General features: G+C 65.5%; 21 protein-coding genes and 1 other RNA gene. 4 read left to right on the top strand and 18 right to left on the bottom strand.

The genetic code is table 11. The features are described 5' to 3' along the window. Positions 1-10 precede the first annotated feature (10 nt). The 11 genes from murB to rsmH form a co-directional block, all read right to left on the bottom strand. Positions 11-931, bottom strand: a complete 921-nt coding sequence (gene murB, locus OWC48_RS42740; protein ID WP_282525395.1) for a UDP-N-acetylmuramate dehydrogenase — start codon at positions 929-931, stop codon at positions 11-13. 193 nt (positions 932-1,124) lie between these two features. Beyond that, positions 1,125-2,528: a UDP-N-acetylmuramate--L-alanine ligase gene (murC, locus tag OWC48_RS42735; protein ID WP_282525394.1), complete on the bottom strand. Its 1,404-nt coding sequence runs from the start codon at positions 2,526-2,528 to the stop codon at positions 1,125-1,127. 120 nt (positions 2,529-2,648) lie between these two features. Further along, positions 2,649-3,749: an undecaprenyldiphospho-muramoylpentapeptide beta-N-acetylglucosaminyltransferase gene (gene murG / locus OWC48_RS42730; RefSeq protein WP_282525393.1), complete on the bottom strand. Its 1,101-nt coding sequence runs from the start codon at positions 3,747-3,749 to the stop codon at positions 2,649-2,651. Between the two features lie 114 nt (positions 3,750-3,863). Beyond that, a complete protein-coding gene (gene ftsW, locus OWC48_RS42725; RefSeq protein ID WP_282525392.1) occupies positions 3,864-5,015 on the bottom strand; it encodes a putative lipid II flippase FtsW in 1,152 nt (383 codons plus the stop codon). A 234-nt stretch (positions 5,016-5,249) separates the two neighbouring features. Beyond that, the gene (gene murD / locus OWC48_RS42720; protein ID WP_282525391.1) at positions 5,250-6,650 is read right to left on the bottom strand and encodes a UDP-N-acetylmuramoyl-L-alanine--D-glutamate ligase; all 1,401 of its coding nucleotides are present in this window, start codon (positions 6,648-6,650) and stop codon (positions 5,250-5,252) included. 7 nt (positions 6,651-6,657) lie between these two features. Then, positions 6,658-7,761, bottom strand: coding sequence for a phospho-N-acetylmuramoyl-pentapeptide-transferase (gene mraY, locus OWC48_RS42715; RefSeq protein ID WP_028156369.1), 1,104 nt, complete (start codon positions 7,759-7,761; stop codon positions 6,658-6,660). Between the two features lie 160 nt (positions 7,762-7,921). Then, positions 7,922-9,301 carry a UDP-N-acetylmuramoyl-tripeptide--D-alanyl-D-alanine ligase gene (gene murF / locus OWC48_RS42710; RefSeq protein ID WP_282525390.1) on the bottom strand — a complete coding sequence of 460 codons (1,380 nt, stop codon included), beginning with the start codon at positions 9,299-9,301 and terminating at the stop codon, positions 7,922-7,924. Then, a complete protein-coding gene (locus tag OWC48_RS42705) occupies positions 9,298-10,770 on the bottom strand; it encodes a UDP-N-acetylmuramoyl-L-alanyl-D-glutamate--2,6-diaminopimelate ligase (protein WP_282525389.1) in 1,473 nt (490 codons plus the stop codon). The genes murF and OWC48_RS42705 overlap by 4 nt, the downstream gene beginning before the upstream one ends. A gap of 84 nt (positions 10,771-10,854) precedes the next feature. Further along, positions 10,855-12,609 (bottom strand): penicillin-binding protein 2, encoded by a 1,755-nt coding sequence (locus tag OWC48_RS42700; RefSeq protein WP_282525388.1) that lies wholly within the window; start codon positions 12,607-12,609, stop codon positions 10,855-10,857. Continuing rightward, positions 12,606-12,998: a hypothetical protein gene (locus tag OWC48_RS42695; RefSeq protein ID WP_282525387.1), complete on the bottom strand. Its 393-nt coding sequence runs from the start codon at positions 12,996-12,998 to the stop codon at positions 12,606-12,608. The genes OWC48_RS42700 and OWC48_RS42695 overlap by 4 nt, the downstream gene beginning before the upstream one ends. Before the next feature lie 3 nt (positions 12,999-13,001). Further along, the gene (gene rsmH / locus OWC48_RS42690; protein ID WP_282525386.1) at positions 13,002-13,991 is read right to left on the bottom strand and encodes a 16S rRNA (cytosine(1402)-N(4))-methyltransferase RsmH; all 990 of its coding nucleotides are present in this window, start codon (positions 13,989-13,991) and stop codon (positions 13,002-13,004) included. Between the two features lie 426 nt (positions 13,992-14,417). On the opposite strand from rsmH, the gene OWC48_RS42685 reads away from it, so the two are divergent. Further along, positions 14,418-15,281, top strand: a complete 864-nt coding sequence (locus tag OWC48_RS42685; RefSeq protein WP_282525385.1) for an N-acetylmuramoyl-L-alanine amidase — start codon at positions 14,418-14,420, stop codon at positions 15,279-15,281. Positions 15,282-15,387: 106 nt separating this feature from the next. On the opposite strand, the gene OWC48_RS42680 is transcribed toward OWC48_RS42685, so the two are convergent. From OWC48_RS42680 to OWC48_RS42670, 3 genes are all read right to left on the bottom strand, one after another. Next, positions 15,388-16,623: an RNA polymerase sigma factor gene (locus tag OWC48_RS42680; RefSeq protein ID WP_404979910.1), complete on the bottom strand. Its 1,236-nt coding sequence runs from the start codon at positions 16,621-16,623 to the stop codon at positions 15,388-15,390. After that, positions 16,620-16,970, bottom strand: coding sequence for a YciI family protein (locus OWC48_RS42675; RefSeq protein WP_011089353.1), 351 nt, complete (start codon positions 16,968-16,970; stop codon positions 16,620-16,622). The genes OWC48_RS42680 and OWC48_RS42675 overlap by 4 nt, the downstream gene beginning before the upstream one ends. Positions 16,971-17,070: 100 nt before the next feature. Further along, positions 17,071-17,421, bottom strand: coding sequence for a YciI family protein (locus tag OWC48_RS42670; RefSeq protein WP_282525384.1), 351 nt, complete (start codon positions 17,419-17,421; stop codon positions 17,071-17,073). 148 nt (positions 17,422-17,569) lie between these two features. Here OWC48_RS42670 and rnpB point away from each other — a divergent pair. Then, an RNA gene (gene rnpB, locus OWC48_RS42665) (RNase P RNA component class A) lies at positions 17,570-17,986 on the top strand. Between the two features lie 223 nt (positions 17,987-18,209). On the opposite strand, the gene OWC48_RS42660 is transcribed toward rnpB, so the two are convergent. Next, complete coding sequence (locus tag OWC48_RS42660) at positions 18,210-18,923, bottom strand: alpha/beta fold hydrolase (RefSeq protein ID WP_282525383.1); 714 nt, start codon at positions 18,921-18,923, stop codon at positions 18,210-18,212. Between the two features lie 74 nt (positions 18,924-18,997). Further along, positions 18,998-19,429, bottom strand: coding sequence for a DUF983 domain-containing protein (locus tag OWC48_RS42655; protein WP_282525382.1), 432 nt, complete (start codon positions 19,427-19,429; stop codon positions 18,998-19,000). A gap of 79 nt (positions 19,430-19,508) precedes the next feature. Here OWC48_RS42655 and OWC48_RS42650 point away from each other — a divergent pair, with 79 nt between their 5' ends. Next, the gene (locus tag OWC48_RS42650) at positions 19,509-20,879 is read left to right on the top strand and encodes a PLP-dependent aminotransferase family protein (protein WP_282525381.1); all 1,371 of its coding nucleotides are present in this window, start codon (positions 19,509-19,511) and stop codon (positions 20,877-20,879) included. Between the two features lie 7 nt (positions 20,880-20,886). Here OWC48_RS42650 and OWC48_RS42645 read toward each other — a convergent pair whose 3' ends face one another. Continuing rightward, on the bottom strand, positions 20,887-21,147 hold the full coding sequence (locus OWC48_RS42645) for a hypothetical protein (RefSeq protein WP_282525380.1): 261 nt from the start codon (positions 21,145-21,147) through the stop codon (positions 20,887-20,889). A 231-nt stretch (positions 21,148-21,378) separates the two neighbouring features. Here OWC48_RS42645 and OWC48_RS42640 point away from each other — a divergent pair, with 231 nt between their 5' ends. Beyond that, entirely contained in the window at positions 21,379-22,122 is a 744-nt protein-coding gene (locus tag OWC48_RS42640) for a sulfite exporter TauE/SafE family protein (RefSeq protein ID WP_282525379.1), read from the top strand. Here the strand turns inward: OWC48_RS42640 and OWC48_RS42635 are convergent. Then, positions 22,119-23,399, bottom strand: a complete 1,281-nt coding sequence (locus tag OWC48_RS42635) for an O-antigen ligase (protein ID WP_282525378.1) — start codon at positions 23,397-23,399, stop codon at positions 22,119-22,121. The two genes, OWC48_RS42640 and OWC48_RS42635, sit on opposite strands and share 4 nt — an antisense overlap. Between the last annotated feature and the right edge of the window lie 26 nt (positions 23,400-23,425).

Genomic DNA, 23,425 nt, shown 5'->3' with positions numbered 1-23,425 from the left:
CCTGTCCAGGTTAGCCGGGAATTCCAATCCGCTTGATTTCCCAATGTAGCTCAATTCCGGAGTTTGCCTTCACCCGTTCGCGCACGGTCTCGCCCAGCGTCTCGATGTCGTGCGCGGTGGCATCGCCCGTGTTGATCAGGAAATTGCAGTGCATCTCCGAGACCTGCGCACCGCCGACGCGCAGGCCGCGGCAGCCGGCGGCGTCGACCAGCTTCCAGGCGGAATGGCCGGGCGGGTTCTTGAAGGTCGAGCCGCCGGTCTTTTCGCGGATCGGCTGCGCGGTCTCGCGATGGCTCTGCACCTCCGCCATCCGCGCGCGGATCGCATCAGTATCCCTGATCTCGCCGCGAAAGCGCGCGGAGGTGAAGATGATGGAGGGATCGACGCCGCTGTTGCGGTAGACGAACTTCATGTCGGCATTCGAGAACACGTGCTTGCTGCCGTCCCTCGCAACGCCGGTCGCCTCGATCAACACGTCCTTGGTCTCGCCGCCATTGGCGCCCGCATTCATGCGCAGCGCACCGCCGATGGTGCCGGGAATGCCGAAGTAGAATTCGAGCCCGCCGATATTGGCGGAGGCCGCCACTTCCGCCACGCGCTTGTCGAGCGCGGCAGTTCCAGCGGTGACGACATCGCCGTTCGCGCTCGCCTCGCCAAAGGCGCGCGGCGCCAGCCGAATCACCACGCCCGCAATGCCACCGTCGCGCACGATCAGGTTGGAGCCGACGCCGACGACATAGACGGGAATGTCGGCTGCAAGATGCGCGAGGAAGTAAGCGAGATCGTCCTCATCCGCCGGCGTGAACAGCACCTGCGCGGGACCACCGACCCGAAACCAGGTGAGTTCGGCCAGCGACTGGTTGGCCAGCATCCGGCCGCGCAGCTCCGGCATCGCGGCTTTGAGTGAGGGTGTGATGTCGGGGAAGGTCATGCGGAGATGCTCGCTTCGCGTGAGGGGCGCACGCTGCCTCTGTTCCCTCCCCCCTTGCGGGGGAGGGTTAGGGAGAGGGGTGGCCCCAAGCGAGATCGGAGTTCGTGGCCACCCCTCTGCCCCGCCCTCCCCCGCAAGGGGGGAGGGAGCGCGGTGTGCCGTGTGGCAGCAGAGGAGTTACACAAGCGCATGTTCACCCCAGCGCCTTCAATTCGCCGGGCAGCGCATACGCCCATTGCGTGATGTTGCCGGCGCCCAGGCACACGACGAGATCGCCCGACTTCGCCAATCCCTTGACGATACCCGCGAGCTCCGGCGCTGCCGGCAGGCCGATCACCTCGCGGTGGCCATGGGCGCGCAGTCCCGCGACGAAATGATCGCGGTCGATGCCGTCGATCGGCGCCTCGCCGGCGGCGTAGACATCGGCGACAACAACCGCATCCGCATCGTTGAAGCAGGTGCAGAATTCCTCGAACAGCGATTGCAGGCGGGTGTAGCGATGCGGCTGCACCACGGCGACGATCTTGCCGTTGGTGGATTCCCGCGCCGCCTTCAGTACGGCTGCGATCTCGACGGGGTGATGACCGTAATCGTCGATCACCGTGACGCCGTTCCACTCGCCGGTCTTGGTGAAGCGGCGCTTGACGCCGCCGAAACCTGCGATCGCCTTGCGGATCGCCTCGTCCGACACGCCGAGCTCGCGCGCGACCGCAATCGCGGCCGTCGCGTTCGAGGCGTTGTGGCGTCCCGGCATCGGCAACATGAGATCGGCGATCTCGTGCACGGCGCCGGTCTTGCGGTCACGAAACTCGACCTTGAACTTGGAGCCACCGCCCATCGGGGTGAGATCGACGAGCCGCACATCGGCCTGCGGATTCTCGCCATAGGTGATGATGCGGCGATCCTCGATCCTGCCGATGAGGCTTTGCACGACGGGATGGTCGATGCACATCACGGCGAAGCCGTAGAACGGCAGGTTCTCGACGAAATGCCTAAACGCGTCCTGCACCGCCTCGAAGGTCTTGAAGTGATCGAGATGCTCGGGGTCGACATTGGTGACGATCGCGACATCGGTCGGCAGCTTCAGGAACGTACCGTCGCTCTCGTCCGCTTCGACCACCATCCAGTCGCCGGCACCGAGGCGCGCATTCGAGCCATAGGCATTGATGATGCCGCCATTGATCACGGTGGGATCGAGGCCGCCGGCATCGAGCAGCGTTGCGACCATCGTGGTCGTCGTGGTCTTGCCATGGGTGCCGGCGATGGCGACGCAGCTCTTCAGCCGCATCAGCTCGGCCAGCATCTCGGCGCGGCGCACCACGGGAATGCGGCGTTCGCGCGCCGCCATCAGTTCCGGATTGTCGCGCTTGATCGCGGTGGACACGACGACGACCGCAGCGCCGTCGACATTCTCGGCCTTGTGACCGACCGAGACCGTTGCGCCCGCCTTGCGCAGACGGTCGAGATTGTAATTGTCGGAGGCGTCCGAGCCCTGCACGGCGTAGCCGAGATTGACCAGCACCTCGGCGATGCCGCTCATGCCGATCCCGCCGATCCCGACGAAGTGGATGGGTCCGATCTCGCGCGGCAGTCTCATGCTCTGTTCCCTGACCTTGCCGCCGGAAAGGCGGCATCTGGCGAAGGTCACGGCCAAATCAGCCGCGCCGTTCTTACTGGATGCCCCGCTTTGGAAGGCCAAGACAAGGGCTTTTTCGCGTCAGATTCTCGCGACTTTGATCACCAGATCGGCCAAACGTTCGGCCGCATCGAGCCGCCCCGCCCCCTTCGCGGCTGCGGCCATGGAGGCAAGACGCGCGGGCTCTGCGGCGAAACCCGAGATCTCGGACGTCAGCCGGTCGGAGGTGAACTCGGTCTGCGGGATCCGGATCGCGCCGTCGACCTTGGCCAGCACGCCGGCATTGGCGAACTGGTCCTGGTCGATCGAGCCGGGCAGCGGCACCAGGATCGAGGGCCGTCCGATCGCGGCGAGTTCGGCGACCGTGCCGGCGCCGGAGCGCGACACCACCAGATGGTTGGAGGCGAGCCGCGCCGGCAGATCGGTGAAGAACGGCGCGAGCTCGGCATTGATCCTGAGCTTGTCGTAGACCGCGCGCACGCGCGCCATGTCCTCGTCGCGCACCTGCTGGGTGAGGACGAGCCGGCTCCACAGTGCCGGCTCGAGCCGCTCGATCGCACCCGGGACGATGTCGGCCATGATGCGCGCGCCCTGGCTGCCGCCGACGACGAGCAGGCGCAGCGGTCCGTTCGCTTCAGGCGCGACATAGGGCACGGCGGCTGCGGCGAGGATCGCCGGACGCATCGGCGTGCCCACGGTCGTGGTCTTGCCTGCCAGCGCCGGATCGCGGTCAAGCACGCCGGGCAAGGACGTCGCGATGGCGCAGACGCGGCGCGACAGGAACCGGTTGGCGCGGCCGAGCACCGCATTGGCGTCGTGGATGATGCCAGGGACGCCCGCAAACTTCGCCGCAACCAGCGGCGGCAGCGTCGGATAGCCGCCGAAGCCGACGACGGCGACTGGCTTGAGCCGCTTGATCAGGCGATACGCAGAGAGCGTGCCGGCGGCGAGCGTGAGGCCGGCATAGGCGAGCTGTAATGGATTGCGGCCACGCGCGGTCTCGCTCGAGACGACGTCGATCATGTCCTTGCTGAACAGCCCGCTATAGCGCAGCGCCCGCTCGTCCGTGACGAGGCGGACGCGAAAGCCGCGCCGGATTAGCTCGACACCGAGCGCCTCGGCCGGAAACAAATGGCCGCCGGTGCCGCCCGCGGCGAGAAGAATCAGGGGGGAAGGGTCCATGAAGACTGCTTTTACAAGGTCTTTCTCGTCATTGCGAGCGAAGCGAAGCAATCCAGACTGCCTCTGCGGAGACAGCCTGGATTGCTTCGTCGCTTCGCTCCTCGCAATGACGGCTTACGCGTAACTGCGCATCGCCTCGGCGTGGCCGCGTGCCTCGACTTCGGTGCGCGGGCGCAGCCGCGTCAGCGCCAGCATCATGCCGACACCATAGGCCAACGACACGATCGAGGAGCCTCCATAGGAGATGAAGGGCAGCGTCATGCCCTTGGCGGGGATGAGCTGGAGGTTGACCGACATGTTGATCGCGGCCTGCACGCCGAACAGGATCGCAAGGCCGGACGCCGCAAAGCGCGAGAACATGTCCTCATTGGCGTAGGCGCGCGACAGCGTGCGGATCACGACGAAGGCGAACAGCGCCAACATCGCAAGGCACAGGATGATGCCGAACTCTTCGGCGGCAACCGCGAACACGAAGTCGGTGTGACTGTCAGGCAGGCTGCGCTTGGCGATGCCCTCGCCCGGCCCGAGCCCGAACCATCCGCCGTTGTAGAAGGCTTCCATGGCGGTATCGACCTGGAAGGTGTCGCCGGAGGCCGGATTCATGAAGCGCTTGATGCGGCCGGCGACGTGTGGAACGAACAGATAAGCGCTGAACAGACCGGCCGCGGCGGCGCCAGCAAGACCGAATACCCAGATCATGCGCATGCCCGCGATGAAGAACAGCGAGCCCCACACCATCAGGACCAGCATGGTCTGGCCGAAATCGGGCTCCATCACCAGCAGCGAGACCAGCATCAAGAGCAGCACCAGCGCCATCGAGGTCGCCGGCATCTCCGGCCGCCTGGTCGATTCCGCGAACAGCCATGCGGCGACAACGACAAACGATGGTTTTGCGATTTCGGAGGCCTGGATGTTGACGCCGAGCAGCGTGATCCAGCGCCGCGATCCCTTCACTTCGGGGCCGATCGCGAGCGTCAGCACGATCAGGATGATACTGGCCGCGAAGATGATCAGGGCCGAGCGGCGGATCGCGCGCGGCGACAGGAAGGACACCCCGAGCAGCACCAGGCAGGACGGCGCCAGGAACATCACGTGGCGGCTGAAGAAGTGGAAGGGATCGAGCCCGATGCGGGTCGCAACCGGCGGGCTCGCCGCCAGCGACAGGATCACCCCGGTCAGCATCAGCGCCAGGATGGCGCCCATCAGCGGCTTGTCGACGGTCCACCACCACTCGGAAAAGGGGGTGCGTTCTTCACGGGAGAGCATGGGCGGCCGCTTTCGGACAGAGGTCGGTCCATTGGTCGCCGAGGTTGGTTTACGGGGGGTTAAGGAGATCGATAACTTTGGAGATAGCGACAACGCGACCACAAATGGTGGTCATGCCCCGGCTTGACCGGGGCATCCAGTACGCCGTGGCCTCCCGGCTCAAGCACCGCCTCTGGGATACTGGGTCGCCCGGTCAAGCCGGGCGACGACAGCGGAGCAAGGAGTAGCCGCGCCCTACACCACCGGCTTCACACCCGGCAGTGCCTGCACCAGCTCGCGGAACTTGGTGCCGCGGATCTCGAAGTTGCGGTACTGGTCAAAGGACGCGCAGGCGGGTGACAGCAGCACCACTGCATCCGCGAGGACTGAGGCTTCCGCATCGCGCGCGGCGTGCTCGACGGCGACGTCCAGCGTCTGGCTGATCTCGTGCGCCACTTGCGTGCCCAGCGTTCCCGAAAATTCCGGCGCGGCCTCGCCGATCAGATAGGCCTTGCGGATGCGCGGGAAGTAGCCGGTCAGGCCAGTGATGCCGCCCGCCTTGGGCTTGCCGCCGGCGATCCAGAAGATTTCCGAAAAGGACGACAGCGCATGCGCGGTGGCATCGGCATTGGTGCCCTTGGAGTCGTTGACGAACAGCACGTTGCCGCGGCGGCCGACCTGCTCCATGCGATGTGCAAGGCCCGGAAAGCTGCGCAGGCCGTTCTGCAGCACATCCAGGCTGATGCCCATCGCGAGCGCGGCGGCGGCGGCGCAGGCCGCGTTCTGCGCGTTGTGCTGGCCGCGGAGCGAGCCGATGCCGCCGAGCTTTGCGACCTCGCTCCGCGCGCCGCCCGCGGTGCGCACGATCGTGCCGTGCTCGACATGGATGCCGGAGGCCAGCGGGTTCCTGACGGAGATCCGCACCACGTTCTTGCCGGCGCGGTCGAGCCGGTCGGCGATGTCGCGGCAGAAGCCATCGTCGACGCCGACGATCGCGGTGCCGCCTGCCTGCACGCCCGCGACGAGACGCTCCTTGACCGCAGCGTAATGCGCGATGGTGCCGTGACGGTCGATGTGGTCCTCGCTGACATTGAGCAAAATGCCGACGGAGGGATCGAGCGAGGGCGTGAGGTCGATCTGGTAGGACGACATCTCGATGACGTGGACGCGACCCGTGCGCGGCGGCTCCAGCGACAGGATCGCGGTGCCGATATTGCCGCCCATCTGGGTGTCGTAGCCGGCGACCTTTGTGAGATGCGCAATCAGCGCCGTCGTGGTCGATTTGCCGTTGGTGCCGGTGATGGCGACGAACGGCGCGTTCGGCGCGTGACGGCGACGCTCGCGGCAGAACAGCTCGATATCGCCGATCACCTCACAGCCGGCCTCGCGCGCCTTCAGCACGCTCCAGTGCGGCACGGGATGCGTCAGTGGCACGCCGGGCGCGAGCACCAGCGCCGCGAAATTCACCCAGGAGACGTTGCGCAAATCGGCGGTGATGAAACCCGCTTGCGCGGCCTTGGCGACGTTCTCCGCATCGTCGTCGGCGGCGATCACCTCGGCGCCGCCCGCTTTCAACGCGTGACAGGACGCAAGCCCCGAACCGCCGAGGCCGAACACCGCGACCGTCTTGCCCGCGAAAGACGTGACCGGGATCATCGATCGATCACCGCAGCTTCAGCGTCGAGAGACCGGCAAGCGCCAGCATCACCGAGATGATCCAGAAGCGGATCACGATCTGCGGCTCGGTCCAGCCGAGCTGCTCGAAATGGTGATGGATCGGCGCCATGCGGAAGATGCGTTTTCCCGTCATCTTGAACGATACCACCTGCACAATGACGGAGACCGCCTCCAGCACGAACAGGCCGCCGATCACCGCGAGCACGATCTCGTGCTTCACCGCGACCGCGATTGCGCCGAGCATGCCGCCGAGCGCGAGCGAGCCGGTGTCGCCCATGAAGATCGAGGCCGGCGGCGCGTTGAACCAGAGGAACCCGAGACCGGCGCCCAGGAGCGCGCCGCAGAGCACCGCGAGCTCGCCGGTGCCGGCGACATATTTGATCTGGAGGTAGTCGGCGAACACCGCGTTGCCGGCGAGATAGGCGATCATCGCAAAGCTCGCGGTCGCGATCATCACGGGAACGATGGCGAGGCCGTCGAGACCGTCGGTGAGGTTCACCGCGTTGCCGGCGCCGACGATGACGAAAGCGCCGAACACGACGAAGAACCAGCCGAAATGCAGCACGGTGTCCTTGAGGAAGGGAATCGTCAGCGCGGTTGACGCGGGATCGCGGTTCAACCGCACCAGCGCATAGCAGGCGACCAGCGCAATGGCGGCCTCGATCAGCAGGCGCAGCTTGCTGCCGAAGCCCGTCGTGGTCTGCTTGGTCACCTTGAGGTAATCGTCATAGAAGCCGACGAAGCCGAAGCCGAGCGTCACCGCCAGCACGATCCAGACATAGGGGTTGAGCGGATTGGCCCACAACACGGTGCCGACCGTGAGGCCGGACAGGATCATCAGCCCGCCCATGGTGGGCGTGCCTTTCTTGGCGAGATGCGATTGCGGGCCGTCGGTCCGGATCGGCTGACCCTTGCCCTGACGGATGCGCAGATGGTCGATGATCCAGGGCCCGAACAGGAACACGAACAGCGCGCCGGTGACGACGGCGCCGCCGGTGCGGAAGGTGATGTAGCGGAAGACGTTCAGGAAGGTGCGAACGGCACCGAAGCCGGGAAATGTGTTGGAGAGCTCGATCAGCCAGTAAAACATTCAGACGATCCTATGGCGCCTTTGCACGCGGCCCTGGTATTGGCCTTGACTTGTCTCACGCGCATTCGCGGGTCTTCTTCATGGGTCGGGCGACCTCTGGGAAAACGGACGGCTTCGCGCCGCAAAGGGTGGGATTCGGGAACTGCGCCTTCCAAGCAGTTTACGCCTTTGCCTGCAAGGCGGCCACTAGGCCCGGCACAAACTTGTTGACCCAGAACATCTTCTTGCTGCCCTTGACAACCACGACATCGCCTGCCCTCAGCAGATTTGCGACCTCGCCCGGCTTCAGCGTGGCGGGGTCGTCGTGCCAGCCCAGGCCCTTGCCCGCCGGCAACACGTCGTAGAGATGGCGCATCAAGGGACCGACGCAGTAGACGCCGTCGATGCCGTCGAGATGCTTGGCGAGGGCCGTATGGTAGCTTGGTGCGTCATCGCCCAGTTCCAGCATGTCGCCGAGCACCGCAATGCGGCGGCCGGCGGTAACGTTGCGCGCCTGGAGGCTTTGCAGTGCAGCAGCCACGCTGGCCGGATTGCCGTTGAAGCTGTCGTCGATCACGGTGACGCCGCCGATCGCCTGCTCGACGCCACGGCCGGTCATGATGCCGACCCGGTCGAGCTTGATCGCGAGCGTCGCCGCATCGAGGTTCGCCGCGCGAATCGAGGCGAGCGCCGCGAGCGCATTCTGCACGCGGTGCGGTGCGCCCGGCGTCAGGCTGAACGCGATCTCCTTCTTGCCGAGCGCGGCCACGACCTGCCAGCTCTCGCCATGCGGCGCGTGCGCGACCTCGTGCACCTCGGCTTTCTCGCCGAACCGTACCACCTTGCCCTTCCAGTCCGGCGCCTTGATCCCGGCAGGCAGCACCAGCACGCCGTCCTCGCGCAGGCCGAGCGCGATCGACACCTTCTCGCGCCTGATGGCTTCGAGCGAGCCGAGCTTTTCCAGATGCACCGGCTGAACGTTGACGACGAGCGCGACGGTCGGCCGCGTGAGCTCGCTGAGCCGCGCGATCTCGCCGGTCTGGTTCATGCCCATCTCGACGACCCACAGACTGGCATCGGGCTTGGCGTTGCACAGCGTCAGCGGCACGCCCCAGAAATTGTTGAAGCTCGACGGGCTCGCATAGGCGCCGGGATAGGCCGCAAGGAATTCCTTCGTGCTGGTCTTGCCCGCACTGCCAGTGAGCCCGATCACAGGTCCGTTGAAACGAGCGCGTGCGGCGCGTGCGAGGCCCCAGAGACCGTCGATCAGCGTGTCCTTGACGACGATCTGGGGAATGCCGATGCCGGCGATCTCGTGCGGCACGATCATCGCGACCGCGCCCGACGCTTCCGCCTTGTCGGCGAACTCCCAGCCGTCACGCGCGCTGGCGAAGGCCGAGATGAAGCCGCCGCTCGGCGTGCCGCTGAGCGCGACGAACAGGCTGCCCGGCTTCACCAGGCGGCTGTCCTGGGTAACGAACTCGATCGGCGTGTCCGGAAATGATCCCGCAGCGCCCAGCGCACGCGCCACGTCGGCAACCGTCCATATTGGCGCGCTCATGCATTCCTCGACGCTAATGCGGCGGCGACCGCCTCGTGATCACTGAAGGGCAGCACCTCGCCGCCGACGATCTGCCCGGTCTCGTGGCCCTTGCCGGCGACGAGCAGCGCATCACCGTCTTCCAACTCCGCGATCGCAGTGCGGATCGCCGCGGCGCGGTCGCCGATTTCGCGGGCACCTTTTGCGGTGGCGAGGATTTCGGCGCGAATGGCTTCCGGCCTCTCGCTGCGCGGATTGTCGTCGGTGATGATGACGCGGTCGGCGTTCTCGGCCGCGATCTCGCCCATGATCGGGCGCTTGCCGGCATCGCGGTCGCCGCCGGCGCCGAACACGACGACCAGCCTGCGTTTTGCGTAAGGCCGCAAAGCCTGCAACGCCTTCTCCAACGCGTCGGGCTTGTGGGCGTAGTCGACGAAGATCGGCGCACCGTTGCGCTCGCCGACGCGCTCGAGCCGACCCTTGGCGCCTTCGAGATGTTCGAGGCTCGCAAACACGTTGGCCGGATCGCTGCCGGTACCGATCGCCAGACCGGCCGACACCAGTGCGTTCTCGATCTGGAATTCGCCGGCCAGCGGCAGCCGGACCGCATAACGCTTGCCGCGATGCTCGACGGCAAGGACTTGCGAAAAACCTTCGACCTCGGCGCCGGCGAGACGAATGCCCTCACCTGCCCCGTCGCCGTTGCGGCCGACCGCCATCACGCGCAGGCCGTGCGACCTCGCAGCATTGATTGCTTCCGCCGAGCAATCATGGTCGGCGGAGATCACCGCCGCGCCATCCGCCGGGACCAGCTCGCGGAACAGGCGCAGTTTTGCTGCGAGATAATGCGCGACGGTGGGATGGTAATCCATGTGGTCGCGCGAGAGATTGGTGAAGCCGCCGGCGGAGACACGGACGCCGTCGAGGCGGTACTGGTCGAGCCCGTGCGAGGACGCCTCGAAGGCGAGATGCGTCACGCCTTCGCGCGCGATCTCATCGAGCTGCCGGTGCAGCGCGATCGGATCCGGCGTCGTCAGCGAACCGTAGACGGTGCGCTTGGGCGAGACGAGACCAATGGTGCCGATGCTGGCGGAGGCATGCCCCAGCCGCTCCCAGATCTGGCGCGTGAACGCGGCGACCGAGGTCTTGCCGCTGGTGCCGGTCACCGCCACGATGGTCCCGGGCTGCGCGGGGAAGAATTTGGCCGCAGCCAGCGCCAGCGCGCGGCGCGGATTGGCCACGGTAACGAACGGCACCTTGCTGGCCGCTGGCGCATGGTCGCCGACGATCGCCACCGCGCCTGCCGCAATCGCGGCATCGATGAAGCGCGCGCCGTCGGTCTTGCTGCCCGCGAGCGCGAAGAAGAGATCGCCGGACTTGACCACACGGCTGTCGAGCGCAACGCCCGTCACATCGAGCGCCGCGACAGCGGGCTCGATTGCGGCATCATTGCCCAGAACGTCCTGACCTAGGAGGTCGCGCAGCTTCATGGTCTTCCAGTCGACATGCCGTGCCGGAAAGCCGAATCTTCGGAAAAGCCGCGACTCAGCAGCGGCGACGGCCTCCCCCGTTGATTACTGGGTTGTCCTGGATGCTGCAAGAATAAGGCGGTCGGACGGCGGCAGGTCAAATCGTGGCTCGATGCCCAGAAGCGGCGCGATCCGCTCGATCACCTTGCCGCCGGTCGGCACCGCGTTCCAGCCCGAGGTGATGAAACCATGCGTTTCGGGCAGCGCCTGCGGCTCGTCCAGCATGATCAGGATCTGATATTTTGGATTGTCGGAGGGCATGATCGCCGTGAAGGAATTGAGCACCCGCTTCTTGGCGTAGCGGCCATTGATGACTTTCTCGGACGTGCCGGTCTTGCCGCCGACATAATAGCCCTTGACGTCTGCCTGTTTCGCCGACCCGACCTCTGCGTTGAGCCGCATCAGATACCGCATCTTGTCGCTGGTCTCTTGCTTGATCACGCGCTTGGCCATCGCCGCCGCTTCGGACTCGCTTCGCTTCATGAAGGTCGGCGGAATCAAATAGCCACCGTTCATCAGCGCGTTGATGCCCATCACCGCCTGGAGGGGCGCCACCGACAGGCCCTGGCCGAACGCGATGGTCACCGTGTTCAGCTCACTCCAGCGGCGCGGCACCAACGGAGCCGCGCTCTCGGGCAGCTCGGTGCGCAGCCGCGTCAACTGGCCCATCTTGGCAAGGAACGCCTTGTGCGCCTCGACGCCCTGGCCGAGCGCGATCCGCGCAGCGCCGATGTTGGAGGAGTAATAGAACACTTCCTTGGTGTTGATGAAACGTCCGAGCGCATGACTGTCATGGATGGTGAACTTGCCGTAGTGCAGGTTTCCACGTGCATCCCACATCGAGTTCAGATTGATTTTGCCGGAGTCGAGCGCCATTGCCAGCGTGAACGCCTTGAAGGTCGAGCCCATCTCGTAGACGCCCGTGGTCAGGCGGTTGATGCGATCCGGGTCGTGCGCTTCCTTCGGATTGTTGGGATCGAAGTCCGGAAGCGAGACCATCGCCACGATCTCGCCGGTCTTGACATTCGAGACGATGCCGGAGGCGGCCTTGGTGTGGTACTTCTCCTTGGCCTTCAACAATTCGTCGCGCAGCGCGTGCTCGACGCGCAGGTCGATCGAGAGCTCGATCGGCTTCTGCAGCCGGTCGGTGGCAAAGCCGGCGCGGTGGAGATCGGCGAGCCCTTGATTGTCGAGCCACTTCTCCATGCCGGCGATGCCCTGATTGTCGATGTTGACCAGACCGATGAGGTGGGCGACCTCGTTGCCGGTCGGATAGACGCGCTTGTTCTCGCGCAGGAAACCGATGCCGGGAACGCCGAGCTTGTGGATGTCCTGCTGCTGCTTCGCGGTGACCTCGCGCTTGAGCCAGACGAAACCCTTGCGCGACGACAGGCGCTCGCGCACCTCGGCTTCGTCGAGGTCGGGCACGGTCGCGGTCAGAAGCTCGATCGCCTCGTCCTTGTCGATGATGCGGCGCGGCTCGCCGAACAGGCTCGCCGCCTTGACGTCGGTTGCGAGGATCGCGCCGTTGCGGTCGACGATGTCGGGCCGCGCGGTCGCGACCACCTCTTGCGCGGCAGCACGGCGCGCGCTGTGGGCATCGGCACCGATCGCGAACATCACGAGGCGGCCGCCGATCAGGACGTAGACCGAGGTAAAGGCGAGCATCGCGAGGCCGACGCGCGCGCGCGCCTTCGCGGCGCGGTCAACATTGCGCCCGTAGAGCAGGCTGCGGATCAGCCGCTGCCGCCAGGGCTCGGGCGGCTTTTGAGTTGGCTTGGCCGGGGTCACAGCGCTCATTGCTTGTCCTCGGGTTGAGGCACGGAGCCCGTCACCGTATCCGGATCGCTCGCGGCTTCGATGGTGTTGAGCATGGCCCCGATCGGATCCGTCTCGCCCGGCCTGAACATCCGCGGCGGACGCTCCGGCAGGTTCTTCAGCGAGTCATATTGCGTGCCGTTGACCGGTTTGAGCGGCAGATGCCGATCGGACAGGCCCTGCAGGCGCAAGGGCGCATCGAGCTTGGCCCATTCGGAGCGCAGCGCCGCGATCGCGTCGCGCTGCTCGCGGATCTCCGCATGCAGCCGCAGCACCTTTTCGGTGCGCGCCGTGGAGTCCATCTTGATCCGGTAGACATAGGCCGCCGCAAAGATCAGCGCGCCGATGACGAGGAGGTGGATGAAGCGCATGCGCTAGCCACCCCTCATCACGTCGGCGAGTTTTGGCCAGGACGAGGACTCATCATCCTTGTGCGCGGGCGCATCGGTACGTTCAGCGGCGCGCAGCTTTGCGGAGCGCGCGCGCGGATTATGCGCGACTTCCGCCTCACCCGCGATCACCGGCCGCCGGGTCAGCAGTTGGAAGCTCGGCGCGGCTTGCGCGACTTCCGGCAGATGCCGCGAGCCGCCGCCGGTCTTGCTACGCTCGGAGAGGAAATTCTTGACGATGCGGTCTTCCAGCGAGTGGAACGAGACCACCACGAGGCGGCCGTCCGGCTTGAGCACGCGCTCGGCCGCAGCGAGCGCGGTCTGGAGTTCCTCGAGCTCTTCATTGACGAAGATGCGCAGGGCCTGGAACGTTCGCGTCGCCGGATGAATATCGCCGGGTTTCGAGCGCACGACCCTGCCGACGAGATCGGCAAGCGCGCGCGTTGTCGTGAACGGCGTCTCCTGCCGGTCGGCAACGATGGCGCGGGCGATACGGCGCGACTGCCGCTCCTCACCAAAGAGATAGATGATGTCGGCGAGATCGCTCTCCGAGGCGCGCGCGACGATGTCGGCCGCCGTCGGCCCGGCCTGCCCCATCCGCATGTCGAGCGGACCGTCGAGACGAAAGGAGAAGCCGCGGCCGGCCTGGTCGAGCTGCATCGAGGAGACCCCGACATCCATCACGACGCCGTCGACGGCATCGACGCCTTGCGCCGCACAGACCTCGGCGAGATTGGAGAAGCGGTCCTCAACCAGTGTCAGCCGGCCCGCGGAGCGTTCGACCAGCTCGGCCCCGCCGGCGATCGCCGTGCGGTCGCGATCGATCGCAATCAGCCGGGTTCCCGACACGTCGAGAATGGCGCGGCTGTAGCCGCCGGCGCCGAAGGTGGCGTCGACATAGATCCCACCCGCGCGCGGCGCGAGATGATCGACCGCCTCACGGCCAAGAACGGGGATGTGCGGAACCGAACTCATGCGCCACACCCGCAGAGCGTCCATGCGAGATCTGGGACGAGCGAGTCCATAACGCCTCGAATAATTCCGCGTCGCGGCGGTTCCACGACCCAACCCTCGTCCAGCATGCTTACCGAGCCCGGTCATCCCGGGTCGCAAACCCGGAGTTCCCAGTGGAATTTGTCGGGCAGCCATGGGATTTCGAGCCAAAATACGCTTTGGCCGCCTCCGGACGCGGGTCGGCTCTTCAATCCTCAGTAACGGCCCTTAGCGTTAAGAAAGCGTTGATCGGCTTGTTACAAGTCGAAAAGGTGACGCGTCGGTGATGCTCCATCCACACACATGCGCCAAAATGCATCCGTTAACCGCGCCGCGCGATTGCGTGCGGCGGAGGGTAAAGGAATAGTAAAGAGAAGGGCTTGGCCCTCTCTCCGACTTGAGTTGTCTATGTCGTCCGGTCCGTCCACGCCGTCTGGATCTGATTCGAAGCGTCAACGCGTTCTCCCGGTTCCCAAGGCCGCGGCGAACACGCGGACGTTTGAGCCGGATTCCTCGATCGTCTCCGACATCATCCCTTCGCCGAACCATGGCGACCGCAACAAGGGACGGCAGCCGGATATGATCGTGCTGCACTACACCGGCATGCCCGACGTCGAGGGCGCGCTGGCGCGGCTGTGCACGGCGGGCACCGAAGTGTCGGCGCATTACGTCGTGCTGGAGGACGGCCGCATCGTGCAATGCGTGCCCGAGGCCAAGCGCGCTTGGCATGCGGGCGTCTCGTCCTGGGCCGGCGAGGACGACATCAACTCCTGCTCGATCGGCATCGAGATCATCAATCGCGGCCATGATTGGGGCTATCCGGAATATCCGCTGCGCCAGATCGCCGCCGTGATCGCGCTGTGCCGCGGCATCATGCTTCGCCGCAAGGTGGCCGCGCACCGGGTGCTTGGCCATTCCGACGTCGCGCCCGCGCGCAAGAAGGATCCCGGCGAGAAATTTCCGTGGCATTCGCTGGCCAATTCCGGTGTCGGACACTGGGTGACGCCCGCGCCGGTCGTGCGCGGCGAGAGCCTGATGCTCGGCACCATCAGCGACGAGGTGCTGAGCCTGCAGCAGGCGCTCGCCCGATACGGCTACGGCGTGCCGCTGACCGGCAAATACGACGCCGCGACGATGGAAGTCGTTACCGCCTTCCAACGCCATTTCCGCCCGGCGCGGCTCGATGGTGTCGCGGATCACTCGACGCTGTCGACATTGCAGGCGTTGCTCGCGAGCCTGCCGGCGGACGCAACGGCTGTCGCGGCGAAGTGACGGTGTTCGTCATTGCGAGCGCAGCGAAGCAATCCAGACCGTCTCCGTGGAAAGAGTCTGGATTGCTTCGTCGCTTCGCTCCTCGCAATGACGGAGTATGTGGCAGCTACTCCATCTCCCGCATCCGTCGCCCATAGAGCCGCCGCAACGGTTCGAGTTGCGTCGCCTCCGTCGCTGCGCGGTATGCCTCGCGCGCCTCGTCCTTGCGCCCCAATCTTCGCAGCAAATCCGCACGCACCGCCGGCAACAGCTCATAGCCACGAAGCCCGCCACGCGCGGCGGTCGCATCGACGAGATCGAGCGCGCGTCCCGGACCGTCGACCATCGACACCGCCGCGGCGTGGTTGAGCTCGATCACCGGAGACGGACTGATGCGCAGCAGCACCTCATAGAGTCCGGCGATCTGCGGCCAGTCGGTCTGCTCAAAACTCGGCGCACGCGCATGCAGCGCGGCGATCGCGGCCTGCACCGCATAGGCTTGTGGTGGGCCGGGCACGCGCAGCGCAACATCGACCAGACGCAGGCCCTCCTCGATTTGCGTGCGATTCCACAACGTGCGGTCCTGCTCTTCCAGCAGCACGATGTCACCCGCCGAGGTCTCGCGCCCGGCGCGACGCGCATCGTGCAGCAGCATCAGGGCCAGCAGGCCCTTGATCCCGGCGCGATCCGGCATCAGCCGGTCGAGCAGGCGACCGAGCCTGATCGCCTCGGCCGCGAGATCAGGCCGCATCAAATCCGCGCCCGAGGTCGCAACATAGCCTTCGGTGAAGACGAGATAGATCACGGCGAGCACGCCGTTGAGCCGCGGCGCAAGCGCGGCGTGCTCGGGCACTTCATAAGGAATGCCGGCGAGCCTGATCTTCTGCTTGGCGCGGACGAGGCGCTGCGCCATCGCATCCTCGCCGACGAGAAAGGCGCGCGCGACCTGCGCCATGGACAGCCCGCAGACGGTACGCAGCGTCAGCGCGACCTGGACCTCGATGGCGAAGGCTGGATGGCAGCACGTGAAGATCAGCCGCAGCATGTCGTCGTCGAGCATCGCCGGCGGCTCGTCCGGCGCTTGGGCGTTGAGCTCGAGCTCATGCACGAGCTCCTGCTGCTTGCCGCGGAACACGGCCTGCCGTCGGATGCGATCAATCGCCTTGTTGCGACCGACATTGACGAGCCAGGCGCGCGGATTATCGGGCACCTCGCCCGCCGACCAGCGTTCGAGCACGACCGCGAAGGCATCCTGGAGTGCGTCCTCGGCGAGATCGAAATCGCCGACGAGGCGGATCAGCGTGGCAAGCACCCGCCCCGCCTCGTCGCGAAAGATCCGAGCGATGTCGGCTGGAGAGATCACTTGTAGATCATGACCGGCCTGACCTCGATGGATCCCTCCTTGGCCCCGGGAATCCGCGCGGCCAGCCCAATGGCGGTGTCGAGATCCTTGGCCTCGACCAGATAGTAGCCGCCGAGTTGCTCGCGGGTCTCGGCGAACGGACCGTCGGTGGTCAGGGTCTTACCATCGCGCACGCGCACGGTGGTCGCGGTCGTGGTCGGCTGAAGCCCGTCGCCGGCCTTGAAATGGCCGCTCTGGACGATCGACTGCGTATAAGTGCCGTACTCCGCCGACATCGCCTGACGGTCTGCGGGGGTCATCTTGCTCAATTCCGCTTCGCTCCGGTAGATCAGCAGTAGGTACTGCATGGCTTACTCCTGTTGTTCGGCCTGATTGCCGACATCCAGTCGAACGGGGCCAACATCAAACGACATCCTCGGGATAATTATTCGATATCAGGGGACGAGATCATTTGTAGATCATCACGGGCCTGACTTCGATCGATCCGTCCCTGGCTCCGGGAATCCGCGCCGCCATTGCTATCGCGACGTCGAGGTCTCTCGCCTCGACGAGATAATAGCCGCCGAGTTGCTCGCGGGTCTCGGCGAACGGACCGTCGGTCGCGAGTATCTTGCCGTCGCGAACGCGAACGGTGGTCGCAGTCGAGGTCGGCTGGAGCCCGTCGCCGGCCTTGAAGTTGCCGCTCTGGACGATGGACTGGGTGTAGGCGGAATACTCCGCCGACAGCTTCTGGTAATCTGCGGGGTCCATCTTGCTCTGTTGAGCTTCGTTCCGGTAGATCAGCAGCAAATACTGCATCGCCTAACTCCTGTTGCTCGGCTGGATTGCCGGCATCCAGTCGAAGCGGGCCCACGCCCAACGACATGTTCAGGATAAATTATTCGCAGCCGGCGTGCGCGGCGATCTCTGCTTGACGAAACCGTCACAAATGCCCATGCGTAGGCCGTCAGTCGGCCGGACGGCCGCCCCTGCAAGTGCCGAAAGGCCGCCGGGGAGGAAAGTCCGGGCTCCCTTGACATACGGTGCCGGATAACGTCCGGCGGGGGCAACCCCAGGGAAAGTGCCACAGAGAACGAACCGCTTCCTCCTCGGAGGAAGTAAGGGTGAAAAGGTGCGGTAAGAGCGCACCGCGGCTCCGGCAACGGAGCCGGCATGGTAAACCCCACCGGGAGCAAAACCGAATAGGGACGGCGTAGCGGGCTGTTCGCGCAAGCGATAACGCCGCGGGGCGATGTCAGGCCCGCCGTCCGGGTAGGTTGCTCGAGGCCATGTGCAAACATGGTCCCAGAGGAATGGCCGTCACGTATCGTTCGCGCAAGCGGACGGTGCCTTACAGAACCCGGCTTACAGGCCGGCTGATATTCTAAAGCGTTTTCGAGCGAAGTGGTTTTCCGGTTCGCATGAAGAAAACGCGTCTTACTAAGAGAGTGACGAGGGGTTCGATGCTAGCACATCGGACCCCTCACCATTTTGGCCTCCGTCGTCATTCCGGGGCTCGCGAAGCGAGAGCCCGGAATCCATCGGGCGACAGAGTTGGTGGCGAAATGGATTCCGGGTTCGTGCTGCGCACGCCCCGGAATGACGAACTAAGCGACAATCTCGTTCAACACGTCCATCAAAGCCTCGGGCGCCGTCACGTTCGGCGCATGACTCGCATCGAGCTCGAAATAGCGCCAGCCATCCTCGCTCTTCGTGCGCTTCGCGAACTGCCCGAACACGTCGCCTGGCGGAATGCGCTTGCAATAGATGTAGCTGCGCGGCATCGCCGGCTCGCCATGCACGAGCTTCAGCTTCGTCTCGCAGCATTTGATCGGCATGTTGACGCGGCGCTCGTCCAGCCAGTCGAGATCGGCCTGCGGCGTATCCGGCGGCGGCGGATTCGGCGGGATGCGGTAGCCGTCTCCGGCGGCGGCTGCCTTGCGCATCGGCTCGCGCCCGCCTTCGTTGAGATCGAACAGCGATTGCCCGTCACGCGGCACGAAGGCATCGAGATAGATCAGCTGCCTCACGCGTTCGCGGGCGCGATCGGCCACACCGGTGGCGACCATGCCGCCATAGCTGTGGCCGATCAGCACGATGTCATTGAGATCCTCGAACCTGATGACGTTCAGGATATCCTGGATATGCGTGTCGAGATCGACACCGGGACTGGCGAGATGTTCACGCTCGCCGAGCCCGGTGTAGGTCGGCACGATCAGGCGGTGGCCGGCCTGTGCCATCAACGGATGCATCTTCTTCCAGGACCATCCGCCGGACCACGCGCCATGACAGAGTAGAAAAATCTTCGGGCATCCGGCCATCTACATTTTCCATCGTTAGTGTCGGTCCGATGGAGTGTAGTGGTGGGCCGCGCCAAATAAACTTCACGACTGCTTCAGGCGGCGCGCGAATCCTTCACAAGTGCCGGAGCAAACTCGGTGGCCTCGCGCCGCAGCTTGCCCGCCTCAAAACCATGCATGCCGATCTGCCATTGCAGCCCGACGATGGCGCCCTTGGTCGGCTGCAGCAGCGCGAGTGAAGCGAACAGCGTCACCGGCAGCCACACGGCCAGTTGCAACCAGACCGCCGGCGCATAGGCCGTCTCGACCGCGAGGATCGCCGGCACCACGAGGTGACCAACCACGACCATCACGAGATAGGCCGGGAAGTCATCGGCGCGCTGGTGAAACAGCTCCTCGCCGCAATGGTCGCAGCTGTCCGCGACCTTCAGGAAGCGCCCGAACATATGTCCTTCGCCGCAGTTCGGGCACTTGCCCAAGAAACCACGCCACATCGCCTTCGTGAGAGAGACTGAACCGGTTGCCATGACAGCACCTCTTCCTTTTCACCGATCCATACAATAATATCTTGCATCCATACATTCAAAGGATATGGGCCTAAATTGCATGGATTGGACCCCTACAATCTCGGAGCTGAGCGGGCCGCGCTACCAGCGCATCGTCGAGGCCATGGAGGCCGACATCGCCGCGGGCCGGCTGGTGCGCGGCCAGCAGCTGCCGACGCAGCGCGCGCTGGCCAAGGCGCTCGGCATCGACCTCACCACGGTGACGCGCGCCTACACCGAGGCGCGGCGACGCGGCATCATGGAAGCGCGCGTCGGCCAGGGATCGTTCGTGTCGGAGACCAGCGCGCGCCGCGCGGTTGACCTGCCGCATCCCGTGGCGATCGACCTGTCGATGAACGTACCGCCGCATCCGCTGGAAGCGCAGCTCGACGAGCGGATCATGGCCGGGATGGAAGCCATCCGCGCGCAATCGGGCCTGACGGCGCATCTCAACTATCAGCCGCCCGGCGGCAGCACGCATGAGCGCGAGGTCGCGGCCCGCTGGATGCGTGCCCGCGTTCCCCACGCGCACGCCGACAGGCTCGTGATCTTTCCGGGCGCGCAGACGATCCTGTTCAACCTGCTCGCGCATCTCGCACGGCCCGGCGACGTCGTGCTGACGGAAGCCCTCACCTTCCCCGGCATCAAGGCCGCCGCGGCGCGGCTCGGCGTCAAGCTCATTGGTGTCGCCATGGACGACGGCGGCATCCTGCCCGATGCGCTGGCGAAGGCCTGTCGCGCGCACAGGCCCAAGGCCGGCTATCTCATTCCGACACTGCACAATCCGACCACCGCGACGCTTTCCGCCGAGCGGCGCAACGCCATCGCAAAGATCATCTGCGATGCCGATACGATTCTGATCGAGGACGATGCCTACGGGCTGCTCGACCGTTCGGCATCGCCGATCGCAAACCTCATTCCGGAGCGGACCTATCTCGCGACCACGCTGTCGAAATGCATCGCGCCGGCGCTGCGCGTCGCCTATCTCGTGTCGCCCGACAACGCCGCGCAGCGCGACATGCGTGCCGGCCTGCAGGCCACCGTGCAGATGCCGGCGCCGCTGATGGTCGCGCTGGTGACGCATTGGATCGAGACCGGCATCGCCGATCGCATCATCACCGCCATCCGCAACGAGGCGATCGGCCGCCAGCAGCTTGCGCAGCGCGCGCTGAAAGGCATTCAGTTCCTGGCCAAGCCCGCCGCCCATCATCTCTGGCTGCGGCTGCCGGACGGCCGCCCCGACCTTGCCGCGCATCTGTTGCGGAATGGACTTGCGGTCGTCGCCGGCGACGCTTTCACTGTGGACGGAACACCGCCGCATGCCGCGCGCGTCTCGCTCGGCGCCGCCCGCAATCGATCGGAGCTGACGGAAGCGCTGCGCATCCTGGTCGGCGCCTTGCACAGGCCCGCCGACACAAGGCAGATCGTCTAGAGACTTCTTATTGGTGGTGACGGCGGTGGCGCGGGCGAACGACTGGCGCAACGGCTGACGGATAAGCCGCATAGGCCTCGCTCGGTGCCACTGTCTCGCCACGAGCCCCGCGCGCCGCAGGCGTGAGCCGGCCGCCGTTCAGCACATCGCGGTCGGGATGGGCGGCCTGATAGGCCGCGGGTTCGGAGAACTGCGCCTGCGCCATTGTCGGCATCAGGGCCGCCGCAGACAGCAGCGCGGCTGCAACGGCAATCTTCGTGCGGGTCATGGTCGTTCTCCATCATCTCGTTCGGGGAAAGGCCAATCGGAGCACGTCATGGCGTCGGGCAGGCCCCCGGATTGAAGTATGGTCGTCATGTAGGCCTGCCTTTGGCGAATGCCCGCGGTTCGGGATCACGCTTGCGTGCGGTTTTGGAATTGACCTGCACGGCCGCAGCCGTGCTATGCGGGCGTTGGCGATCAACAGTTCGGGATCGTCCGTTGCGACAAGGACAATCTGTTGGAAACGCTCACTTATGCGCTGCTGCTGTTCGGCGCGCTGGCCGGCGGCTTCGTCTCGGGACTGGCCGGCTTCGGGACCGCACTGATGGCGCTCGGCATCTGGCTCTACGTCCTGCCGCCCTCGCTCGCGGTGCCCCTGGTGCTGATCTGCTCGGTGATCGCGCAGACCTCGACGCTGCCGTCGATGTGGAAGAGTTTTGACCTGTCGCTGGTCTGGCCGTTCCTGATTGGGGGCCTGATCGGCGTGCCGCTCGGCACCATGCTGATCGCCTCCGCCGATCCAAAAGTGTTCAAGCTGAGCGTCGGGATGCTGATCCTGATCTTTTCGACCGCTCTCTATCTCAACAAGAGGCCGCTCGCCGTGACGTTCGGTGGCCGCATTGCCGACGGCGCGATCGGCTTTGCCGGCGGCATTCTCGGCGGCCTCGCCGGATTGTCCGGACCGCTGCCGATCCTCTGGGCCAATATCCGCGGCTGGAACAAGCACGAGCGGCGCGGCATCTTCCAGCTCTTCAATTTCACCGTGCTCGCTACCGCGCTGGTGTTGCAGACGGCATCAGGTCTCGTCGAATTCAAAGTGGTCTGGCTCGCGCTGGTCGCCTTTCCGGGCACGCTGATCGGCGCCTGGGCCGGCGCCCGCGTCTATCATGCGCTGAACGACAAGCATTTTGGCGACGTCGTGCTCGGCCTGTTGTTCCTGTCGGGCCTGACCCTCGTCTGGAACAGTATTGCCGCGCTCTAGCTCGATGCTCTCTTCGCGGCGAGCGCCATGCCGCCGGCGACGCCGACACCGAGCACGTAGATCCAGCCCGAGGTGAAATCGAACAGATGCGTGTTGAGCAGTGACGACAGCATGTTCTGCACCACGACCAGCATGCCGATCCAGCAGGCCAGCCCCTCGCCGCGAAACATCAAGAGGTGCGCGATCCACAGCGCGTAGAGGACCAGCACGCCGACCACGCCCCACTGCACGGCGTTGCTGAGGGTCTGATTGTGCGGGTTGCTGACGATCTCGCCGCGCAGCGGGTCGTCGTGCGGATTGGCAGCCACGCTGGCGAACAGACCGCGGATCGAGCCGGTGCCGTGGCCGATCAGCGGCGCGTCGGCGATGAACCCAAGGGACTTCCGCCAATATTCGAGACGCGAGCCCATACCGCTGATCGAATTGTTGTCGGCCTCCAGGCTCCTTTCATAATCGCTCTGGAACTTGCCGATGGTCGCGCGCAGATGCGGCGAGACGGCCCAGAGCGATACGGCGACCAACGCCGTCGCAGCGCCGGCGACGAGCGCCGCCCGCCAGCGCAGATGCAGCAGCGCAAACACCACGAGCAGGACCGGCAGCGTCACCAGTGCCGTGCGCGAGACCACGACGAACATCATGTTGGCGAGGAAGCCGAGCGCCAGTACGGCGAACAAGGCCGCGATCCGAACGCGGCCCTGCCGGACCAGTGTCACGATCGGGTACACCAGCGCGATCGCACAGAGCGCGAATTCCTGGCTCTGGTCGATATAGTTGCGCACGGCAATCCCGCTCTCGACCTGGTAGGGCCCGCGCGACAGATAGAGCTTTAGCGAGAGCCTGGGATCGATTGCGACAGCGAAGGAATACAGCATGAGCAGTGCGCAGGAGACCAGGAACGCCGCAAAAACCCATTTGCCGAAGGGCCAGCGCTCGAACTGGTAGATCAGCAGAGGGATCACCAGCAGTTTTGCCGGCGGCCCGAGCGCGTGCAGCCGCTCGGCCCAGGGCGCATCCGACCAGAGCATGCCGACGAGTGCCAGCGCGAACAGCGCAATCGGCAGCAGGCAGATCGGGCGCAGCAGCGAGCGCGGGAGCTCGCGTAGGTCGATGAAAGCAAAGGCGATCAGCCACGGCACGAGCGCAAAAGTCACGCCGGTGGTGCTCCAGGGCAGCAGCAACGCGACCAGCGCAACGAAGCGGGCCGGTGTGCGGTAGCGCGCCGCCCAGATCGGGGAGAGCCACTGCGCTCGTCCCTGCTCGTTCAACACCTCGGTCATTCCTATCCCCAGCAGATTCGCGGCCC

The sequence above is a fragment of the Bradyrhizobium sp. Arg816 genome (assembly GCF_029989365.1).
Lineage (GTDB): Bacteria > Pseudomonadota > Alphaproteobacteria > Rhizobiales > Xanthobacteraceae > Bradyrhizobium.
Note: the sequence above shows the minus strand (reverse complement) of the source record. Positions and strands in the feature narration are given on the sequence as shown.

Excerpts from the sequence above, each read along its gene's own strand:
- OWC48_RS42655 (WP_282525382.1), bottom strand. The coding sequence starts at position 19,429 with ATGGCAACCGGTTCAGTCTCTCTCACGAAGGCGATGTGGCGTGGTTTC.
- ftsW (WP_282525392.1), bottom strand. The coding sequence starts at position 5,015 with ATGCTCTCCCGTGAAGAACGCACCCCCTTTTCCGAGTGGTGGTGGACC.
- murD (WP_282525391.1), bottom strand. The coding sequence starts at position 6,650 with ATGATCCCGGTCACGTCTTTCGCGGGCAAGACGGTCGCGGTGTTCGGC.
- OWC48_RS42705 (WP_282525389.1), bottom strand. The coding sequence starts at position 10,770 with ATGAAGCTGCGCGACCTCCTAGGTCAGGACGTTCTGGGCAATGATGCC.
- OWC48_RS42635 (WP_282525378.1), bottom strand. The coding sequence starts at position 23,399 with ATGACCGAGGTGTTGAACGAGCAGGGACGAGCGCAGTGGCTCTCCCCG.
- OWC48_RS42685 (WP_282525385.1), top strand. The coding sequence starts at position 14,418 with ATGTCGTCCGGTCCGTCCACGCCGTCTGGATCTGATTCGAAGCGTCAA.
- murF (WP_282525390.1), bottom strand. The coding sequence starts at position 9,301 with ATGAGCGCGCCAATATGGACGGTTGCCGACGTGGCGCGTGCGCTGGGC.
- rsmH (WP_282525386.1), bottom strand. The coding sequence starts at position 13,991 with ATGAGTTCGGTTCCGCACATCCCCGTTCTTGGCCGTGAGGCGGTCGAT.
- murC (WP_282525394.1), bottom strand. The coding sequence starts at position 2,528 with ATGAGACTGCCGCGCGAGATCGGACCCATCCACTTCGTCGGGATCGGC.
- murG (WP_282525393.1), bottom strand. The coding sequence starts at position 3,749 with ATGGACCCTTCCCCCCTGATTCTTCTCGCCGCGGGCGGCACCGGCGGC.
- mraY (WP_028156369.1), bottom strand. The coding sequence starts at position 7,761 with ATGTTTTACTGGCTGATCGAGCTCTCCAACACATTTCCCGGCTTCGGT.
- OWC48_RS42670 (WP_282525384.1), bottom strand. The coding sequence starts at position 17,421 with ATGCAGTATTTGCTGCTGATCTACCGGAACGAAGCTCAACAGAGCAAG.
- OWC48_RS42675 (WP_011089353.1), bottom strand. The coding sequence starts at position 16,970 with ATGCAGTACCTACTGCTGATCTACCGGAGCGAAGCGGAATTGAGCAAG.
- OWC48_RS42700 (WP_282525388.1), bottom strand. The coding sequence starts at position 12,609 with ATGAGCGCTGTGACCCCGGCCAAGCCAACTCAAAAGCCGCCCGAGCCC.
- OWC48_RS42695 (WP_282525387.1), bottom strand. The coding sequence starts at position 12,998 with ATGCGCTTCATCCACCTCCTCGTCATCGGCGCGCTGATCTTTGCGGCG.
- OWC48_RS42660 (WP_282525383.1), bottom strand. The coding sequence starts at position 18,923 with ATGGCCGGATGCCCGAAGATTTTTCTACTCTGTCATGGCGCGTGGTCC.
- OWC48_RS42645 (WP_282525380.1), bottom strand. The coding sequence starts at position 21,147 with ATGACCCGCACGAAGATTGCCGTTGCAGCCGCGCTGCTGTCTGCGGCG.
- murB (WP_282525395.1), bottom strand. The coding sequence starts at position 931 with ATGACCTTCCCCGACATCACACCCTCACTCAAAGCCGCGATGCCGGAG.
- OWC48_RS42650 (WP_282525381.1), top strand. The coding sequence starts at position 19,509 with ATGGATTGGACCCCTACAATCTCGGAGCTGAGCGGGCCGCGCTACCAG.